Source organism: Pseudomonas sp. stari2 (assembly GCF_040760005.1).
Lineage (GTDB): Bacteria > Pseudomonadota > Gammaproteobacteria > Pseudomonadales > Pseudomonadaceae > Aquipseudomonas.
This window is the reverse complement of record NZ_CP099760.1, coordinates 1,083,733-1,102,212: the sequence shown is the minus strand read 5'-3', so window position 1 is coordinate 1,102,212 and position 18,480 is coordinate 1,083,733. Positions and strand designations below refer to the sequence as shown.

Sequence of the window (18,480 nt, the reverse complement as noted above, 5' to 3'; positions counted from 1 at the left end):
AATGCCGGAAACTCTCAAAAATCACGGACGCTAATCCATATCACTTTGACTATGGCCTTTCATGAACTTCCCAAGGGTCTTGTGACTTTTCGGCATCTCGACTTGGGCAGCATCGGCCAACGATAGAATTGCCATGCATGGGTTAAAATTCTTGCGTACCGAACGAACGCCTAAAGCACGACGCTTGATAGCATCAGCTCGCATCTGAGCAGCAGCATCAAGCCCCTGGACCGTATGGGCCTTGTCAACCTCTTTAATCAGCTCAACTAATCCATTAACAATTAAGCTAATTGAATTAAGCTCCTTAGAGCTAACAGCACCGCTCCCACCATATTCTCTCGAATTCGCCCCAGCATCCAAAACAAACGGATGATCTGAAACTCCTGCATTTTTTAACCATTCACTGAGAGCCTCCTTCGAGGAGTATACAATGCTAGCGGGAACGTTAGTGTACTCATATTCCGCGTGACAAAAACAGTTAATAGATTGAATACCATCAGATGAGTCACACAATCCTTTAAAGTATTTAAGCAATCCTTCATGACCTAAAACATAACCTCTGGCAGATGGTTCTGGTGAACCGACCCTACCAACCCAAAATAGCCGTTCGGGAAGCAGCTCTTCAGAGCGACCTATATACGCAAGAAAAGCTTCATCCATAAGCTCGTAGAGACCAAATGCAGCCTCAGGCAAGCTGACCCCATGATAATTAGAGTACATAGGTAGAAGATCACATAAACGGATCAGCTCATCAGTCATATGTTTCTCTCCACCGATGCAGTGGAAACGACGAACCTATTCAATAATAATGAATCCAGATGATCGGCATACCATTGGAGCATCTCACGACGCCCTTCCAAATACTGGGCGTGATTGTATGTGCCGCGAATACTGTTTTTATCCACATGTGCCAACTGAGTTTCGACCCATTCGCTGCGATATCCTTGTTCATGCAAAGTAGTCGACATCGTATGGCGGAACCCGTGCCCTGTAGCACGACCGTCGTAGCCAGAGCGCTTGAGTAGCTGGTTTATGGCAGCCTCGCTCATGGGCTTCGCTGGATCGTTTCGGCCAGGGAATGCGAGGGTATAGCCGCCAGTAATGTCTTCTAACTCACGCAATGCAGCCACTGCCTGTTTAGGCAAAGGCACGGAATGAGCGCGGCGCATCTTCATTCGCACAGCGGGGATTACCCATAGCTCTCTATCAAGATCGAATTCAGACCAAGGAGCGCCCCTCAACTCAGCAGTTCGTACCCCTGTCAGAATGAGCAGGCGGGTAGCGATTTTCACCACATCGTGCCCAGGACATGCCTGAAAGCTATGTATCAAGTCGGGTAGCTCTGCGATGGGCAAGAAGGGGTAGTGTCGAGACGTTGGGGTTTGAAGCGCCCCTCCAATATCTGCGATGGGGTTGTACTCAACACGGCCGGTGGCAATTGCGAAACGGTAGACCTCTTGGCAGCGCTGCCGAACCTTGCGCAGCTTCTCCAATGCACCTCGTGATTCTATGCGACGAAAAACCTGCAACCATTGCATCGGCTTGATTTCAGCCAATGGAAAATTGCCCACTTGGGGAAAGACATCCAGCTCGAAAGCTTCCAGAACGTCAGCGGTATAGCCTGCCGACCAACGAGGCGACTTGTGGAGATGCCACTCAAGAGCGAGGCTCTTGAACGTATTTGCTCGTGAAATTGCCGCCTGGGCTCGCGCAACCTTCCGTTCAAGCCCAGGATGTCGCCCCTGTGCCACAAGCTGGCGAGACTCGAAGGCAAGCTGCCGCGCCTGTGCAAGGGTTACGTTGCTGACTGTGCCAAGGGACACGTGAGATTGCTTGCCATCCAGACGGAAGCGAAAGCGCCAGGACTTGCCGCCCGCCACGCGAACCCAGAGAAATAGGCCACCGCCATCGGCGAGGCCATAGTCTCTCTCACGAGGCACAGCATTCTTAACCTGCAAAGCCGTCAAAGGCATGCCGAGTACCCATAGATTATTGAACAGACCTAAGGTACTCGCAGAGGTACTCAAAAGACAAGCGCTCGCATGACACTGGATGGCACCGCATGAAACGAAAAGCCCGCACTAAGCGGGCTTATAAGTGGACTCATGCTACTGCTTGGCACTGCATGAATCTATTGAGTGGTGCCCGAGACAGGAATCGAACCTGCGACCTTCGCGTTACGAGTGCGCTGCTCTACCGGCTGAGCTACACGGGCGGTGGGCTAAACCTAGCACCGGTATTGAAGGTCGGCAACTTCGTAGAATGACTCGATATTTCGCAGACAAAAAAAATGCCCCGCCGTTTTCACGGCGGGGCATTTTTATTGTGCTAAAGCGGCGGGGTGATTAAACGCCCGAAGCCTTGGCCGCTGCCACGTCTTTGATGGACAGTTTGATACGGCCACGGTTGTCCACGTCCAGTACCAGCACTTCCACTTCCTGACCTTCTTTCAGGATGTCGGTCACTTTCTCTACGCGAGCGTCGCTCAGCATCGAGATATGAACCAGGCCGTCCTTGCCCGGCAGGATGTTGACGAATGCGCCGAAGTCGACGATGCGCTCAACCTTGCCGACGTAGATCTTGCCGATCTCGGCTTCTGCGGTGATACCCAGAACGCGCTGACGTGCTGCTTCAGCCGCTTCCTTGGTTTCGCCGAAGATCTTGATCGAACCGTCGTCTTCAATGTCGATCGAAGCCTTGGTTTCTTCGCAGATCGCACGGATGGTCGCGCCGCCTTTACCGATAACGTCACGGATCTTGTCGGTGTCGATCTTCATCGCGATCATGGTCGGAGCGTTGGCCGACAGCTCGGTACGCGACTGGCCGATGATCTGGTTCATCTGGCCGAGGATGTTCAGGCGCGCTTCCAGGGCCTGGCCCAGAGCGATTTCCATGATCTCTTCGGTGATGCCCTTGATCTTGATGTCCATCTGCAGCGCGGTAACACCTTTGGCGGTACCGGCCACTTTGAAGTCCATGTCGCCCAGGTGGTCTTCGTCACCCAGGATGTCGGTCAGGACGGCAAATTTCTCGCCTTCTTTAACCAGACCCATGGCGATACCGGCAACCGGTGCCTTCATCGGAACACCAGCGTCCATCAGAGCCAGGGAAGCGCCGCACACGGAAGCCATCGAGCTCGAACCGTTGGATTCGGTGATTTCCGAAACTACACGGATGGTGTACGGGAACACGTCGGCAGCAGGCAGCATCGCCGAAACCGAACGACGGGCCAGACGGCCGTGACCGATTTCGCGACGACCGGCGCCACCCATGCGACCACACTCGCCCACCGAGAACGGAGGGAAGTTGTAGTGCAGCATGAACGGGTCTTTTTTCTCGCCTTCCAGGGTGTCCAGCAGCTGTGCGTCACGGGCGGTGCCCAGAGTCGCGACTACCAGAGCCTGGGTTTCGCCACGGGTGAACAGTGCCGAACCGTGGGTCTTCGGCAGAACGCCGACTTCGATGTTCAGCGGACGTACGGTGCGGGTGTCGCGACCGTCGATACGTGGCTTGCCGTTAACGATGTTTTCGCGAACGGTGCGGTATTCGATTTCGCCGAATGCAGCTTTGACGTCGGAAGCCGAAGGCTGGCCTTCTTCGCCGGACAACTTGGCAACCACCTGGTCACGCAGCTCGCCCAGACGCGCATAGCGGTCGGCCTTGATGGTGATGGTGTAAGCCTGGGAGATCGCTTCGCCGAACTCGGAGCGGATGGCAGCCAGCAGCTCGGTGGCTTCTGGAGCCGGTGCCCAGGTCCAGGTTGGCTTCGCCGCTTCGGCAGCCAGTTCTTTGACTGCGTTGATCACGACCTGGAACTCGTCGTGAGCAAACAGTACCGCGCCCAGCATCTGGTCTTCGGTCAGCTCTTTGGCTTCCGATTCAACCATCAGCACGGCGTCAGAAGTACCGGCAACGACCATGTCCAGGCTCGAGGCAGCCTGCTGCTCGTAAGTCGGGTTCAGCAGGTAGCCGGTGCTTTCGTGGAAAGCAACGCGCGCGGCGCCGATCGGGCCGTCGAACGGAATGCCGGAAATCGCCAAGGCAGCCGAGGTACCGATCATCGCAGCGATGTCCGGATCGGTCTTCTTGCTGGTGGAAACGACGGTGCAGACAACCTGCACTTCGTTCATGAAGCCTTCTGGGAACAGCGGACGGATCGGACGGTCGATCAGTCGGGAAGTCAGGGTTTCTTTCTCGGAAGGACGGCCCTCACGCTTGAAGAAACCGCCAGGGATCTTGCCGGCAGCGTAAGTCTTTTCCTGATAGTGAACGGACAGAGGGAAGAAGCCCTTGCCCGGATCGGCTTGCTTGGCTCCGACTACGGTCACCAATACGCTGACGTCGTCGTCAACGGTGACCAATACTGCGCCGGAGGCCTGACGGGCGATACGGCCAGTCTCGAGGGTAACGGTCGACTGACCGAACTGGAATTTTTTGATTACCGGGTTCACGGTGTCCTACCTTCTTTGTGGCTCTTGGGGGAACTGGTTTCTTGCGAAATTCTTGGGCAACGTCGGGAATCGGCCCGCTGATTGTCCGGGTAAAACGGTAGTTCAGATAAAACTTGAGGCTGGGAGCCTGCCATGCGCCAGCGGGAAACCCGTTGACGCACGACAGACAACCAACCTCTAGCGCAATCGCTGATTAGCGACGCAGACCCAGGCGAGCGATCAGAGCGCTGTAACGGCTCAGGTCCTTGCCTTTCAGGTAGTCCAGCAGCTTGCGACGCTGGTTAACCATGCGGATCAGACCACGACGGGAGTGGTGGTCTTTACCGTTGGCCTTGAAGTGACCTTGCAGTTTGTTGATGTTGGCGGTCAGCAGTGCGACTTGCACTTCTGGCGAACCAGTGTCACCAACAGCTTGCTGATAGTCAGCTACGATTTGGGCTTTTTCTTGAACGTCGAGAGCCATGAGGCAATCCTTTTATCAGGAAACCGTTACAAAAACGGTTTCAACAGGCCAGGGACAAATCCCTGTATCTATAAATGAGTAGTGACCGTGCCTGTTAACAGCCACACTCGTTCGGTCATTCTGACCGAATCAGTCGACGCGGCGCGATGCGCCCGTCTTCGCTCACTTCACCGATACCGATGAAGCGACCGTTATGATCCTGTACCCGCACCATGCCGAACTTCGGAGCATCCGGGGCACGTACCGGCTGGCCGTTGAGCCAGTAGAACGCGCTCGCTTCCGAGAACTGCAGCAGTGGCCAATCCTGCAGGCCGCTGTCCGATGGCATCAGGAAGCGGTCGACCGCTTCGTTGCCGCCTTCGGCATGTACCGCTTCCAGCTCTTCGAGGGTCACGGTCTGCGCCAGGGTGAAAGGCCCGGCCTGGGTACGACGCAGTTCAGCGACGTACGCACCACAACCGAGTTGCTCACCGATATCCTCCACCAGGGTACGAATATAGGTGCCCTTGCTGCAATCCACCGCAAGACGCGCAGTATCGCCTTCGAAGGCCAGCAATTCCAAGCGCGCAATAGTAACAGAACGCGGTTCGCGCTCCACTACTTCGCCTGCACGGGCCAGCTTGTACAGCGGCTGCCCATCACGCTTGAGAGCCGAGTACATCGGCGGTATCTGACTGATTTGCCCGCGAAATTTCGGCAGGACCGCTTCAATGTCGGCCTGACCAACGGTCACCGGACGCTCCTGCAAAACCTCGCCTTCGGCGTCTGCCGTGGTGGTGGTCTTGCCCAGTTGCGCCAGGGTTTCGTAACCCTTGTCGGAATCGAGCAGATACTGCGAGAACTTGGTCGCCTCGCCAAAGCACAACGGCAGAACGCCGGTGGCCAGCGGGTCGAGACTGCCGGTGTGGCCGGCCTTCTCGGCATTGAGTAGCCAGCGAACCTTCTGCAACGCGGCGTTGGAAGTGAACCCCAGCGGCTTGTCGAGCAGGATGATGCCGCTGACGTTACGACGGATACGTTTGACCTGAGCCACCGAGTTACTCCTTGGTGTCTTCGGGTGCAGCAGCTTCGTGCTGACTGTCTTCGGCCACCGCGCGCTCGATCAGAGCCGACAGGTGCGCACCACGGGCGACACTTTCGTCGTAGTGGAAATGCAATTGAGGCACGCTGCGCAGCTTCATTTCACGGGCCAGCTGCATGCGCAGGAAACCGGCGGCAGCATTGAGCACCTTGATGCTTTGCGCGATGTCTTCAGCGTTGTCCTGCCCCATCACGGTGATGAAGATCTTCGCGTGACCCACGTCACGACTGACATCGACAGCGGTAATGGTGACCAGGCCGACACGCGGATCTTTGACTTCACGACGGATCAGTTGGGCCAGCTCGCGCTGCATCTGATCGCCGATACGTTGGGTACGGCTGTATTCTTTTGCCATGATTTGTTACCTGTTACTGCCCCGCGGTGAAACCCGCAAGGTCTGAAAGCGGCAAACGCCCGGCCTGACAAAAAGCCAGACCGGGCGTTGCGTTTAGAGTCCTGACGCCGTACCGCGCATTTTCATGCGACGGTCCGACGTGGCCCTTGAAGTGCGCGAGTCAGAGGCTGCGAGCAACCTGAACCTTCTCGAAGACTTCGATCTTGTCACCGACCTTGACGTCGTTGTAGCTCTTCACGCCGATACCGCATTCCATGCCGGCACGCACTTCGGAAGCGTCATCCTTGAAGCGGCGCAGGGATTCCAGCTCGCCTTCGAAGATCACGATGTCTTCACGCAGTACGCGGATCGGACGGTTACGGTGAACAGTACCCTCGATCACCATGCAGCCGGCGATAGCGCCGAACTTAGGCGAACGGAACACGTCACGGACTTCGGCCACACCGAGGATGTTCTCGCGAACATCGCTGCCAAGCATACCGGTCAGGGCTTTCTTGACGTCTTCGATGATGTCGTAGATCACGTTGTAGTAACGCATGTCCAGACCTTCCTGCTCGACGATCTTCCGTGCGCCGGCATCGGCACGCACGTTGAAGCCGAACAGTACAGCGTTGGAAGCCAGTGCCAGGTTGGCGTCGGACTCGGTGATACCACCGACACCGCCACCGACCACGCGCACTTGCACTTCGTCGTTGCCCAGGCCGTTCAGAGCGCCCTGCAGTGCTTCCAGCGAACCACGGACGTCGGATTTGAGGACGATGTTGAGCGTCTTCTTCTCTTCCTGACCCATGCTTTCGAAGATGTTTTCCAGCTTGCCGGCGTGAGCGCGAGCCAGTTTGACTTCGCGGAACTTGCCTTGACGGAACAGAGCCACTTCACGGGCTTTCTTCTCGTCGGCAACCACGCTCATCTCGTCGCCAGCGTCAGGCGTACCGTCCAGTCCGAGGATCTCGACCGGAATGGCCGGACCTGCTTCCTTGATCGGCTTGCCGTTCTCGTCGAGCATGGCGCGCACGCGGCCGTAGTTCGAGCCAACCAGCACCATGTCACCTTGACGCAGCGTACCGTCCTGAACCAGAACAGTCGCTACCGGGCCACGGCCCTTGTCCAGACGCGATTCAACCACGACACCACGGCCAGGAGCCGATGGAGTGGCAGTCAGTTCGAGAACTTCGGCTTGCAGCAATACTGCTTCAAGCAGTTCGTCGACGCCGGTACCCATTTTCGCCGAGACCGGAACGAATGGAGTGTCACCACCCCAGTCTTCGGAGGTCACGCCGTGGGCCGACAGTTCGCTACGGATGCGATCGAGATCAGCGCCCGGCTTGTCGATCTTGTTCACTGCGACTACCAGCGGAACGCCAGCCGCCTGAGCATGCTGAACAGCTTCGATGGTTTGTGGCATCACGCCGTCGTCCGCCGCAACCACCAGGATCACGATGTCGGTCGCCTTGGCACCACGGGCACGCATTGCGGTAAACGCGGCGTGACCCGGGGTGTCGAGGAAGGTGACCATGCCGCGTTCGGTTTCAACGTGGTAGGCACCGATGTGCTGGGTGATACCACCGGCTTCGCCAGCAGCTACCTTGGCACGACGGATGTAGTCGAGCAGCGAGGTCTTACCGTGGTCAACGTGACCCATTACGGTCACAACCGGCGCACGAGGAACAGCCTCACCTTCAAACTTCAGGGACTCGGCCAGGGAATCTTCCAGGGCGGTGTCGCTGACCAGGGTCACTTTGTGGCCCAGCTCTTCAGCTACCAGCTGAGCAGTTTCCTGATCAAGCACCTGGTTGATGGTCGCCGGAGTACCCAGTTTGAACATGAACTTGATGATTTCAGCAGCCTTCACCGACATCTGCTGAGCGAGATCGCCAACAGTGATGGTTTCGCCGATCTTCACTTCACGCACGACAGGGCCGGTCGGGCTCTGGAAACCGTGGGCGTTGCGTTTCTTCAGCTTGGCCTTGCCGCGACCGCCGCGACGGAAGCCATCGCTTTCTTCGTCGGTAGTGCGTGGCGCCACACGTGGAGCCGGTGCCTTTTCCTTGACCGAAGCGCGATGCGGAGCGTTCTTGCGCTCGCCATCGCCGCTGCCGCGACGGTTGTTGTCGTCGGCGCGTGGCTTGTCCGGACGGCGCTGTTCGTCACGCTTGCGAGTGTCGGCAGCTGGCGCAGCAGCCACAACCGGTGCAGCTTCGCGCACGGGTTCAGCGGCTGGCGCAGGCGCAGCAACAGGCTCGGCGGAAGCGGTCGGTGCAGCAGCGGGCTGGCGACGCGCTTCTTCTTCGGCGCGAACGCGGGCTTCTTCTTCAGCCTTTTGACGGGCAGCATTTTCTACTGCGCGACGCTCATCCAGTTCACGCTTGCGCTCGGCTTCGATTTCTTCCGGGCTACGCTGTACGAAAACTTTCTTCTTGCGGACTTCAACGCTGATGCTTTTGCTGCCAGCCACACGCAGGGTGCTGGTGGTTTTACGCTGCAGCGTGATCTTGCGTGGTTCTTCCACTTTCGCCTTGTGGCTGCTCTTCAAGTGAGTCAGCAGGGATTGCTTCTCACTGTCAGTCACATGTTCTTCGGCGGCGGTGTGCGGCAGACCTGCCTCACGCATCTGCTGCAACAGGCGCTCTACCGGTGTTTTGACCTCATCGGCCAGTTGTTTCACCGTGACTTGCGTCATGCATTTCTCTCCTCAGGCCGCGCCTAATTACTCGAACCAGTGGGCTCGGGCGGCCATGATCAACTTGCCGGCACGATCATCGTCAATGCCGTCGATGTCGAGCAGGTCGTCAATAGACTGCTCGGCCAGGTCTTCGCGGGTAATTACGCCGCGCACCGCCAGTTCCATCGCCAAATCCTTGTCCATACCCTCAAGCGAGAGCAGGTCTTCGGCCGGATGGGCGTCTGCCAGCTTTTCCTCAGTAGCGATGGCTTTGGTCAACAAGCGATCCTTGGCACGAGCGCGAAGCTCGTTGACGATGTCTTCGTCAAAGCCGTCGATGTTGAGCATTTCTTCCAACGGTACGTAGGCAATCTCTTCCAGGCTGGTGAAGCCTTCGTCGACCAGCACCTGAGCCAGCTCTTCGTCGACTTCCAGCTCGTCGATGAAGTTGCGCAGGATGTCGCCGGTTTCCGCTTGTTGCTTAGCCTGGATGTCCGATTCGGTCATCACGTTCAGGGTCCAGCCAGTCAGCTGGCTCGCCAGACGCACGTTCTGACCACCACGACCGATGGCCTGAGCCAGATTGTCTGCGCCAACGGCGATGTCCATGGCGTGGGCATCTTCGTCAACGATGATGGCCGCCACTTCTGCCGGCGACATGGCATTGATCACGAACTGCGCCGGGTTGTCGTCCCACAGGACGATGTCGACACGCTCGCCACCCAACTCGCCCGACACGGCCTGGACGCGCGAACCGCGCATACCGATGCACGCGCCCTGCGGGTCGATGCGTTTGTCCTTGGAGCGGACGGCGATCTTGGCGCGCGAACCCGGATCACGGGAAGCGGCCATGACTTCGATGAGGCCTTCAGCGATTTCCGGCACTTCGATACGGAACAGCTCGATCAGCATTTCCGGCGCGGTACGCGACAGGATCAGCTGAGGGCCGCGGTTCTCGGTGCGGATTTCCTTGAGCAGCGCACGCAGACGCACGCCAACACGGAAGGTCTCGCGAGAAATGATGTCTTCACGGGCCAGCAACGCCTCGGCGTTATTGCCCAGATCTACGATCACGTTGTCGCGCGTCACTTTTTTCACGGTACCGGAGATGATTTCTCCCAGGCGCTCGCGATAAGCATCAACCACTTGAGCACGCTCGGCTTCGCGCACTTTCTGCACGATGACCTGCTTGGCGGTCTGCGCAGCAATACGGCCGAATTCGATGGATTCGATCTTTTCTTCGACGACATCACCGACCTTGGCGCCTGGATGCGTTTCAGCAACCTTGCTTGGCCAGGTTTCGATGGCCGGATCATCGAGGTCATTCTCTTCGACGACCGTCCAGCGACGGAAAGTTTCGTAAGAACCGGTGTGGCGATTGATTTCCACACGCAGATCAACTTCGTCTTCAAAACGCTTTTTGGTAGCAGTGGCCAGGGCCAGCTCCAGCGCTTCAAAAATTACGCTTGCCGGTACGCCCTTTTCATTGGATACCGACTCAACAACCAGCAGTACTTCTTTGCTCATCGTACGCCTCGCCTTTCGCAAGCCATTGGATCCGCGGGATCCGCGTCTCAGTCAAAACTGGGAATAATGTTGGCCTTGTCGATCATATCGATCGGCAACAGGAACTCATGGTCATCTACCTGCACCACGACATCCTGTTCTTCTACACCGCGCAGAAGGCCCTGAAAGTTGCGTCGTCCTTCAAAAGGCGAGCGCAGCCTGATCTTTACTTGTTCACCGGCAAATTTGGCAAACTGCTCAAGAGTGAACAGTGGGCGTTCCATGCCAGGCGAGGAAACTTCAAGGGTGTATTCAACGGAGATCGGATCTTCAACATCCAGCACACCGCTGATCTGACGGCTGACGATGGCGCAATCATCCACCAGTACGCCGCCTTCCTTATCGATATAAACGCGCAACATTGAGTGACGACCCTGAGCCGAGAACTCAATACCCCAGCATTCATAGCCCAGGGCCACGACCACCGGGGCCAACAAGGCCTGCAACTCTTCTAGCTTGCTCGACACCTGAACCCCCTCGTGCATGTATGTGCATGCTTTGCAAAATAAAAAAATGGGCGGAACGCCCATCCTTGAAACGCCGTCGAACAGCGGCGTTGAAAGTGTCCAGCTAACAAAAAGCCCCTTAAAAGGGGCTCCTTAAACTGGTTGCGGGGGCCGGATTTGAACCGACGACCTTCGGGTTATGAGCCCGACGAGCTACCAGACTGCTCCACCCCGCGACAAAGCTGGGGCGGAAGTATACGACCGATCCCCAGTAGGGTCAATGTAACCTTCCACCTGCAAGAAAGCCCGCAACAGCGGGCTCTCCTGACTAATTGGTACCGAGAAGGGGACTCGAACCCCTACACCCTATGGGCACAACCACCTCAAGGTTGCGTGTCTACCAATTCCACCACCTCGGCAATACTACGTTTGAAACCCTTCTTACTTCTGCTCTTGAGCTGGAGGCACGTCAGTCGCTGGAGTAGCCGACTTTTGCTCTTGAAGCACCGGGACATCATCAGAAGCCGGTTGTTGCTTTGGAACTTCCAACACTGCCGGATTTGGCAAACCTGCTTGAGTCAGCTGATGAGCTTTCTCTTTAGCAAAGTATCCTAACCCCAAGCTGGTTATGAAGAAACCGGCGGCAAGTATAGCAGTAAACTTACTAAGAAAGGTAGAGGAACCTTGGCTTCCGAACACAGTATTTGAAGCACCTGCTCCGAAAGACGCGCCAGCGTCCGCACCCTTACCCTGCTGCAGCAAAACCAGAGCAACTACGCCCAATGCACCCAGCAGATGAAAAACGACTACGACTGTTTCCAGCATTTTTTCAGTTTCCCGCGGCGCGACAGATCGCACCGAACTCATCTGCATTCAGGGAAGCTCCACCAATGAGCCCCCCATCGATATCCGGCATGCCGAACAGTTCGACCGCATTGGCCGCCTTCACGCTGCCGCCGTATAGAAGCCGCACATTTCGCGCGACTTCAGAATTCTCTGCCGCCAACTGCTCACGAATGGCTTTATGCACATCCTGAGCCTGCTGCGGCGTTGCAGTCAGCCCGGTACCAATGGCCCAGACCGGCTCGTAAGCGATCACTGCATTGGCAAAAGCACCTACACCCAGCTCCTCGATGATGCTGCCCAGCTGACGCCCGACAACCTCAAGAGTTTTTCCGGCTTCGCGCTGCTCCAGGGTTTCCCCCACACACAACACCGGAATCAAGCCACATGCCTGTGCCGCTGCGAACTTGCGATTCAGCATTCCGTCTCGCTCGCCCATGATCTGGCGGCGTTCGGAGTGCCCGACAAGCACCAGGGAACAACCAGCATCCACCAACTGACTTGGTGCAATTTCACCGGTCAATGCACCTTGCATCGATTCCACCGCGGAATTCTGCGCGCCGACCGAAATCGACTTTCCTTTCAAGCCATCAATCACTTGATTGATATGCAGGCAAGGCGGGAATACCACGACATCAACACCGCTTGGCAAGGCCAGATGACGAAGGCCGTTGATCAGCTCAGCGACGCTGGCGCGGGTACCGTGCATCTTCCAGTTACCAGCTACCATAGGGCGACGCATGCTGTACCTCGTCGGTCAAAGTGGGCGCAGATGTTACCCAACACAATCATGGCTGGCAAGCCGTATCAGGCAGAAACTTCAGTTACCAGTTTTGCCAGCTCTTCGGCATAGCTGCGAACCTGTGTTTCATCCTCGCCCTCGACCATGACACGCACCAGAGGCTCTGTCCCGGACTTGCGCAGAAGCACACGTCCACGCCCCCCCATTGCCTCGGTTACACGCTTGCTGGCCTCCTTGACAGCCGGGTGGTCGAGCGGACTGTCGCCGCCACCAAAACGCACATTGATCAATACTTGAGGGCACTTGCGCAGCGCCTGGCGGGTTTGCGCCAGACCTTCGTTGCGGGTTTTCAGTGCCATCAACACCTGCAACGCCGCGATGATCGCATCACCCGTTGTGGTGTGATTGAAGCAGACGACATGCCCGGAGTTCTCACCACCGACCAGCCAATCGCGCTCCAGCAACTCGGCAATCACATAACGGTCGCCTACATTTGCGCGCACAAAAGGAATCCCCAGATCCGCCAGGGCCAACTCCAGACCCAGGTTGCTCATCAGCGTACCGACCACGCCGCCCTGCAATTTGCCACGCTCATGCAGATCGCGAGCAATGATGAAAATCAGCTCATCACCATCAACAACCGCACCGGTGTGATCAACCATCAACACCCGGTCACCATCACCATCGAAAGCGATTCCCAGATCGGCGTGCTCGGCAAGCACCGCCGCCTGCAGCGGCCCCATGTGCGTCGAGCCACAGTTGTCGTTGATGTTCAGACCGTTGGGCTGGGCGGACAACACCACAACCTCGGCGCCCAACTCACGGAAGACGCTCGGCGCGACCTTGTAGGTTGCTCCGTGTGCGCAGTCGATTACGATCTTGAGACCGGCAAAACTGGTGTTGGTCGGCACGCTGCTCTTGCAGAACTCGATGTATCGACCGGACGCATCGTTGATTCGCGATACCTTGCCGATCTTGCTCGACTCAACGACTGTCATCGGCGTGTCGAGCAACTCCTCGATCATCAGCTCCAGCTCATCAGGCAACTTGGTGCCGCGACCGGAGAAAAACTTGATGCCATTATCATCGTGAGGATTGTGCGAAGCACTAATCACGATACCGGCCTCAGCCTGGAATGTGCGTGACAGGTAAGCGATAGCAGGCGTCGGCATCGGCCCGAGCAGCATCACGTCGGCACCTGCGGATGTGAGGCCGGCCTCCAGAGCCGACTCGAACATATAACCGGAAATTCGTGTGTCCTTGCCAACGAGCACCTTGCAGGCGCCCATTTTTCGGAATGCCATCCCTGCTGCCCAGCCAAGCTTGAGCATGAAATCCGGAGTAATCGGATACTCACCGACGCGACCACGAATACCGTCGGTACCAAAGTATTTCTTGCTCATAAGTGCTCCATCATTCTTATTCGGCTGATTCCACGGCCGCGATCATCCGCACGACATCCACCGTTTCGGCCACATCATGGACGCGCAATATACGCGCGCCTTTGACGGACGCCAGTGCAGCCAGGGCCAAACCACCATACAGGCGCTCGCCCACCGGGCGATTCAGCGCCTGCCCGATCATGCTTTTTCGCGAGACGCCGACCAGCAGAGGTCGCCCCAATGCATGAAGGGCATCCATATGCCTGAACAAGCTTAGATTGTGCTGCAGGTTTTTTGCGAAACCGAAGCCAGGATCAAGAATGATCCGCTCCGCAGGTATGCCAGCCGATGCGCACCGCTCCATGCGTTCGGCGAGAAACTCACCCACTTCCCGGGTGACATCCTGATATTGCGGGTTGTCCTGCATGTCACCGGGCTCACCCAGCATATGCATCAGACAGACCGGCAACCCCGTGGCCGCGGCGGCATCCAGCGCACCGTCACGCCGCAGCGATCGCACGTCGTTGATCAACCCGGCGCCCAGGCGTGCAGTTTCCCGCATGACGGCTGGAGTCGATGTATCGACAGAGATGATCACATCCAGCTCGCGATTGATCAGCTCCACGATTGGCGCAACACGCTCCAGCTCCTCAAGCGGTGAAACCGCTCGCGCACCAGGTCGCGTGGACTCCCCGCCAACATCAATCAGCGTCGCACCAGCCAACACCATCGCCTCGGCATGACGCAGGGCCGCATCAAGCTGACTGTATCGGCCGCCATCGGAGAAGGAATCGGGAGTGACATTGAGAATGCCCATGACATGCGTCTGGGCCAAATCAAGAACCCGGTTGCCGCAAGGCAACCGGGTCAGGGACTGTGCAGAAATCATTTCAAACCTTAAACGTCAGCAGCCGGACCGCCAATCGGTGTTTCCGGACGCTCATCCTGAACCACCGGAGGAGGCGTGCCAGTACCGGTGCCACCCGACCAGTCGCGAGGTTCACGCGGCGTGCGACCGGCCATGATGTCGTCGATCTGTTCGGCATCGATCGTCTCGTACTTCATCAGGGCATCAGCCATGGCATCGAGCTTGTCACGATTGTCCGTAAGGATCTGTTTGGCGGTGCCGTAGCACTGATCGATGATGCTGCGCACTTCCGAATCGATCAACTTCGCTGTTTCACCCGAGAAGCTGGCGTTCTGACCACCGCCACCACGACCCAGGAACACCTCGCCCTCTTCTTCCGCATACATCAACGGTCCGAGTTTTTCAGACAGCCCCCACTTGGTCACCATGTTCCGCGCAATCTGACTGGCACGCATGATGTCATTGGAGGCGCCTGTAGTCACACCGTCGAAGCCCAGGGTCATTTCTTCAGCGATACGACCGCCGTACAGCGAGCAGATCTGACTGATCAACGCACGCTTGGACAGGCTGTAGCGATCCTCTTCCGGCAGGAACATGGTCACACCCAGCGCACGACCGCGCGGGATGATCGATACCTTGTAGACCGGATCATGCTCAGGCACGACGCGACCGACAATGGCGTGGCCGGCTTCGTGATAAGCCGTGTTCTGCTTCTCTTTCTCGGACATGACCATGGATTTGCGCTCGGCACCCATCATGATCTTGTCTTTGGCCAGTTCGAATTCCTTCATCTCGACAATGCGCTTGCCAGCACGGGCAGCGAACAGCGAAGCCTCGTTGACCAGGTTCGCAAGGTCGGCACCGGAGAAGCCCGGAGTACCACGAGCGATAACAGCTGGAGCAACGTCGTCACCCATCGGCACTTTACGCATGTGCACTTTGAGGATTTGTTCGCGACCACGGATATCCGGCAGACCGACCACCACCTGACGGTCGAAACGACCCGGACGCAGCAAAGCAGGGTCCAGTACATCAGGACGGTTGGTTGCCGCGATAACGATGATGCCGTCATTCATTTCGAAGCCATCCATCTCGACCAGCAACTGGTTGAGAGTCTGCTCACGCTCGTCGTGACCACCGCCCATGCCAGCGCCACGATGGCGACCAACGGCGTCGATCTCGTCGATGAAGATAATGCAAGGTGCGTGCTTCTTGGCCTGTTCGAACATATCGCGAACACGGCTGGCACCGACACCGACAAACATTTCGACAAAGTCGGAACCCGAAATGGTGAAGAACGGCACTTTGGCTTCGCCGGCAATCGCCTTGGCCAGCAAGGTTTTACCAGTACCGGGAGGACCGACCATCAGTACGCCGCGAGGAATACGACCACCCAGACGCTGGAACTTGCCCGGATCACGAAGGAACTCGACGAGTTCGCCGACCTCTTCCTTGGCTTCGTCGCAACCAGCTACGTCAGCCAGGGTGGTTTTCACCTGGTCTTCGGACAGCAGGCGCGCCTTGCTCTTGCCAAAGCTCATCGGCCCGCCCTTGCCGCCCGCACCGCCCTGCATCTGGCGCATGAAGAACATGAACACCGCGATGATCACCAGGATCGGGAAGCTGGCCACCAGAAGCTGGGTCCAGATGCTTTGCTGCTCAGGCTGCTTGCCTTCGACAACGACGTGGTTGTCGACCAGATCGCCGATCAGGCCATTGTCTTGAATTGCCGGACGAATGGTCTTGAAGCTATCGCCGTCGTTGCGCTTGCCGGTAATCACGTAGCCATCAACCGCTACGCGCTCGACTTTGCCATCCTTGACCTGCTGGATGAAGTCGGAATAGTTGAGGGTCTGCGGCTCGTTAGGGCTGGAGAAGTTGTTCATCACCGTCACCAGGACAGCCGCGATGATCAACCACAGGATCAGATTCTTTGCCATATCGTTCAATTAACTACCCTCTGAAGCAAGCTCCGCTACTGGCGCGCGCTTCGCATGATATTCACCGGCCTAACTTACTACATTACCTACAGCTCTGGCAGGCGCCGTCTGTAACCCTTTGTGAAACACTTTCTACACAATATTCGCTTATGCACGCGGGGCGAAATACGAAAAACCTATCACCCCGCCAAAAAAACTCGTTTTACTCGCTGCGACCGCGATAACCCCAAGCCAGCATGTATTGCTCGCGGGAACTGTCGCGGGAAGAGTCCGGCTTGATCATCTGGACCTTGTCGAATTTCCGACGAGCGTCCTTCAGGTAAACATCGAACCCTTCGCCCTGAAAAATCTTGATCAGGAAATTACCGCCCGGCTTGAGAATCCGCTCAGCCAGGTCAAGCGCCAGCTCGCAAAGAAACATGGCTTTCGGCATATCTACGGCAGGCGTACCACTCATATTGGGGGCCATATCGGAAATCACAAGGTCCACCTGTGAATTACCCACCGCCTCGAGGATTTGAGCGAGCACTTCATCCTGAGTGAAATCCCCCTGAATGAAGGTCACGTCAGGAATACTGTCCATTTCCAGGATGTCCGAGGCGATCAGACGCCCCTGGCCACCGATCAGTCGACTGGTGACCTGAGACCAGCCGCCGGGCGCCGCGCCAAGATCGACCACGCTCATGCCTGGGCGGATCAGTTTGTATTTCTCCTGGACTTCCAGAAGCTTGTAACTCGCACGCGAGCGGTAGCCATCCTTCTGCGCCTGCTTCACATAAGGATCGTTGACATGTCGTTTCAGCCAACCAAGGCTTGTCTTGGAACGCGCCATTGGGCACCTCGTTGATTAGGGTCGTGATTAATTGGGCGGATCCACGAGCCCTCGGGTAAAATGGCCGCCATTTTACAGAATCCAGACGAAAGGGTCAGATTATGCCGCTCACTCCAGAGCAGAAGAAACAGTACAAATCCATTGGCCACCACCTCAAACCAGTTTTGACGGTGGCCGACAACGGTTTGACTGAGGGTGTTTTAGCCGAACTCGAACGCGCATTGGCGGATCACGAGCTGATCAAGATCAAGCTCAACATCCTCGATCGCGAGGCGCGCCTGGCGTCCGTTGCAGAGCTGTGCAAGGTCGGCAAGGCCGATCTGGTTCAGGTCATCGGCAAGATGGCACTGATTTACCGCAAGAACTTCAGCGTCAACAAGCAGCTGTCGAACGTCCATCGCTTCAAGTGACGACAAGGGTCAAGGGTGTGCTTCGCGCACCCTGCCACTCCATCCCGGCACCGGTTGCAACACCAGCACCAGCCCGGAAAAACCCAGAACAAGATAACTGAACACCTGCCAGCGCTGTGCATCCGGCCAGCCGACACGCACTGCGACATACATCGCACTCGCATACAACGCCATCAGCAGCACTTGCCCGCGAAAATCCCGCCATAGACTGGCAAGGCCTTCGGCCCGTACCAGCACCAAAGCCTGAAAAACCAAACACACGGCAGCGAAACCCACCACCGGCACTTCAAACGCACTGGCGACTTCGTCGATCAGCAGCGGTGCCAGGCCAATCTGGCCCAGCACCGGCCGCAGACCGAGGTGCACCAGCCATAAACCGCCGACCCACAACATCTGGGTCAGTTGCCAGAGCATGGCGCCCGCATGCAGCGGGCGCCCT

At 57.2% G+C, this 18,480-nt stretch carries 17 protein-coding genes and 3 tRNA genes; 1 reads left to right on the top strand and 19 read right to left on the bottom strand.

Going from position 1 to position 18,480, the window contains the following annotated elements; genetic code table 11:
• Positions 1–30: 30 nt before the first annotated feature.
• The 18 genes from NH234_RS04875 to rlmE all read right to left on the bottom strand — a co-directional run bounded on the left by NH234_RS04875 (position 31) and on the right by rlmE (position 17,631).
• On the bottom strand, positions 31–759 hold the full coding sequence (locus tag NH234_RS04875) for a hypothetical protein (protein ID WP_367255766.1): 729 nt from the start codon (positions 757–759) through the stop codon (positions 31–33).
• On the bottom strand, positions 756–1,973 hold the full coding sequence (locus NH234_RS04870) for a tyrosine-type recombinase/integrase (RefSeq protein WP_367255764.1): 1,218 nt from the start codon (positions 1,971–1,973) through the stop codon (positions 756–758). The genes NH234_RS04875 and NH234_RS04870 overlap by 4 nt, the downstream gene beginning before the upstream one ends.
• A 166-nt stretch (positions 1,974–2,139) precedes the next feature.
• Positions 2,140–2,215 (bottom strand) — tRNA-Thr (locus NH234_RS04865).
• A gap of 130 nt (positions 2,216–2,345) precedes the next feature.
• Positions 2,346–4,451 carry a polyribonucleotide nucleotidyltransferase gene (pnp, locus tag NH234_RS04860; RefSeq protein ID WP_007953735.1) on the bottom strand — a complete coding sequence of 702 codons (2,106 nt, stop codon included), beginning with the start codon at positions 4,449–4,451 and terminating at the stop codon, positions 2,346–2,348.
• Positions 4,452–4,644: 193 nt separating this feature from the next.
• Positions 4,645–4,914: a 30S ribosomal protein S15 gene (gene rpsO / locus NH234_RS04855; RefSeq protein ID WP_085698397.1), complete on the bottom strand. Its 270-nt coding sequence runs from the start codon at positions 4,912–4,914 to the stop codon at positions 4,645–4,647.
• 115 nt (positions 4,915–5,029) lie between these two features.
• Positions 5,030–5,947: a tRNA pseudouridine(55) synthase TruB gene (gene truB / locus NH234_RS04850; RefSeq protein WP_007953739.1), complete on the bottom strand. Its 918-nt coding sequence runs from the start codon at positions 5,945–5,947 to the stop codon at positions 5,030–5,032.
• Positions 5,948–5,951: 4 nt separating this feature from the next.
• Positions 5,952–6,350 carry a 30S ribosome-binding factor RbfA gene (rbfA, locus tag NH234_RS04845; RefSeq protein ID WP_085729550.1) on the bottom strand — a complete coding sequence of 133 codons (399 nt, stop codon included), beginning with the start codon at positions 6,348–6,350 and terminating at the stop codon, positions 5,952–5,954.
• A gap of 160 nt (positions 6,351–6,510) precedes the next feature.
• Complete coding sequence (gene infB / locus NH234_RS04840; protein ID WP_085711845.1) at positions 6,511–9,030, bottom strand: translation initiation factor IF-2; 2,520 nt, start codon at positions 9,028–9,030, stop codon at positions 6,511–6,513.
• Positions 9,031–9,057: 27 nt separating this feature from the next.
• A complete protein-coding gene (nusA, locus tag NH234_RS04835) occupies positions 9,058–10,539 on the bottom strand; it encodes a transcription termination factor NusA (RefSeq protein ID WP_003221546.1) in 1,482 nt (493 codons plus the stop codon).
• Positions 10,540–10,586: 47 nt separating this feature from the next.
• The gene (gene rimP / locus NH234_RS04830) at positions 10,587–11,045 is read right to left on the bottom strand and encodes a ribosome maturation factor RimP (RefSeq protein ID WP_065260004.1); all 459 of its coding nucleotides are present in this window, start codon (positions 11,043–11,045) and stop codon (positions 10,587–10,589) included.
• A 138-nt stretch (positions 11,046–11,183) separates the two neighbouring features.
• Positions 11,184–11,260, bottom strand: a tRNA-Met gene (locus NH234_RS04825).
• 97 nt (positions 11,261–11,357) lie between these two features.
• A tRNA-Leu gene (locus NH234_RS04820) sits at positions 11,358–11,443 on the bottom strand.
• A 22-nt stretch (positions 11,444–11,465) separates the two neighbouring features.
• A complete protein-coding gene (gene secG, locus NH234_RS04815; RefSeq protein WP_011332406.1) occupies positions 11,466–11,849 on the bottom strand; it encodes a preprotein translocase subunit SecG in 384 nt (127 codons plus the stop codon).
• Positions 11,850–11,853: 4 nt separating this feature from the next.
• Positions 11,854–12,609, bottom strand: coding sequence for a triose-phosphate isomerase (gene tpiA, locus NH234_RS04810; protein ID WP_085729549.1), 756 nt, complete (start codon positions 12,607–12,609; stop codon positions 11,854–11,856).
• 65 nt (positions 12,610–12,674) lie between these two features.
• Complete coding sequence (glmM, locus tag NH234_RS04805) at positions 12,675–14,012, bottom strand: phosphoglucosamine mutase (protein ID WP_085729548.1); 1,338 nt, start codon at positions 14,010–14,012, stop codon at positions 12,675–12,677.
• 16 nt (positions 14,013–14,028) lie between these two features.
• Positions 14,029–14,880, bottom strand: a complete 852-nt coding sequence (folP, locus tag NH234_RS04800; RefSeq protein ID WP_367255761.1) for a dihydropteroate synthase — start codon at positions 14,878–14,880, stop codon at positions 14,029–14,031.
• A gap of 8 nt (positions 14,881–14,888) precedes the next feature.
• Positions 14,889–16,799 (bottom strand): ATP-dependent zinc metalloprotease FtsH, encoded by a 1,911-nt coding sequence (ftsH, locus tag NH234_RS04795; protein ID WP_085711849.1) that lies wholly within the window; start codon positions 16,797–16,799, stop codon positions 14,889–14,891.
• A 202-nt stretch (positions 16,800–17,001) separates the two neighbouring features.
• Positions 17,002–17,631: a 23S rRNA (uridine(2552)-2'-O)-methyltransferase RlmE gene (rlmE, locus tag NH234_RS04790; RefSeq protein ID WP_085711850.1), complete on the bottom strand. Its 630-nt coding sequence runs from the start codon at positions 17,629–17,631 to the stop codon at positions 17,002–17,004.
• Positions 17,632–17,732: 101 nt separating this feature from the next.
• Here rlmE and NH234_RS04785 point away from each other — a divergent pair, with 101 nt between their 5' ends.
• Positions 17,733–18,041 (top strand): YhbY family RNA-binding protein, encoded by a 309-nt coding sequence (locus NH234_RS04785; RefSeq protein WP_011332401.1) that lies wholly within the window; start codon positions 17,733–17,735, stop codon positions 18,039–18,041.
• A gap of 9 nt (positions 18,042–18,050) precedes the next feature.
• Here NH234_RS04785 and NH234_RS04780 read toward each other — a convergent pair whose 3' ends face one another.
• Entirely contained in the window at positions 18,051–18,455 is a 405-nt protein-coding gene (locus NH234_RS04780; protein ID WP_085729546.1) for an MFS transporter, read from the bottom strand.
• Positions 18,456–18,480: the final 25 nt, after the last annotated feature.

Coding starts and splice junctions, on each gene's coding strand:
- NH234_RS04875 (WP_367255766.1), bottom strand. CDS start 759: ATGACTGATGAGCTGATCCGTTTATGTGATCTTCTACCTATGTACTCT.
- NH234_RS04870 (WP_367255764.1), bottom strand. CDS start 1,973: ATGCCTTTGACGGCTTTGCAGGTTAAGAATGCTGTGCCTCGTGAGAGA.
- rpsO (WP_085698397.1), bottom strand. CDS start 4,914: ATGGCTCTCGACGTTCAAGAAAAAGCCCAAATCGTAGCTGACTATCAG.
- rbfA (WP_085729550.1), bottom strand. CDS start 6,350: ATGGCAAAAGAATACAGCCGTACCCAACGTATCGGCGATCAGATGCAG.
- infB (WP_085711845.1), bottom strand. CDS start 9,030: ATGACGCAAGTCACGGTGAAACAACTGGCCGATGAGGTCAAAACACCG.
- nusA (WP_003221546.1), bottom strand. CDS start 10,539: ATGAGCAAAGAAGTACTGCTGGTTGTTGAGTCGGTATCCAATGAAAAG.
- secG (WP_011332406.1), bottom strand. CDS start 11,849: ATGCTGGAAACAGTCGTAGTCGTTTTTCATCTGCTGGGTGCATTGGGC.
- tpiA (WP_085729549.1), bottom strand. CDS start 12,609: ATGCGTCGCCCTATGGTAGCTGGTAACTGGAAGATGCACGGTACCCGC.
- glmM (WP_085729548.1), bottom strand. CDS start 14,012: ATGAGCAAGAAATACTTTGGTACCGACGGTATTCGTGGTCGCGTCGGT.
- folP (WP_367255761.1), bottom strand. CDS start 14,880: ATGATTTCTGCACAGTCCCTGACCCGGTTGCCTTGCGGCAACCGGGTT.
- ftsH (WP_085711849.1), bottom strand. CDS start 16,799: ATGGCAAAGAATCTGATCCTGTGGTTGATCATCGCGGCTGTCCTGGTG.
- rlmE (WP_085711850.1), bottom strand. CDS start 17,631: ATGGCGCGTTCCAAGACAAGCCTTGGTTGGCTGAAACGACATGTCAAC.
- NH234_RS04785 (WP_011332401.1), top strand. CDS start 17,733: ATGCCGCTCACTCCAGAGCAGAAGAAACAGTACAAATCCATTGGCCAC.
- NH234_RS04780 (WP_085729546.1), bottom strand. CDS start 18,455: ATGCTCTGGCAACTGACCCAGATGTTGTGGGTCGGCGGTTTATGGCTG.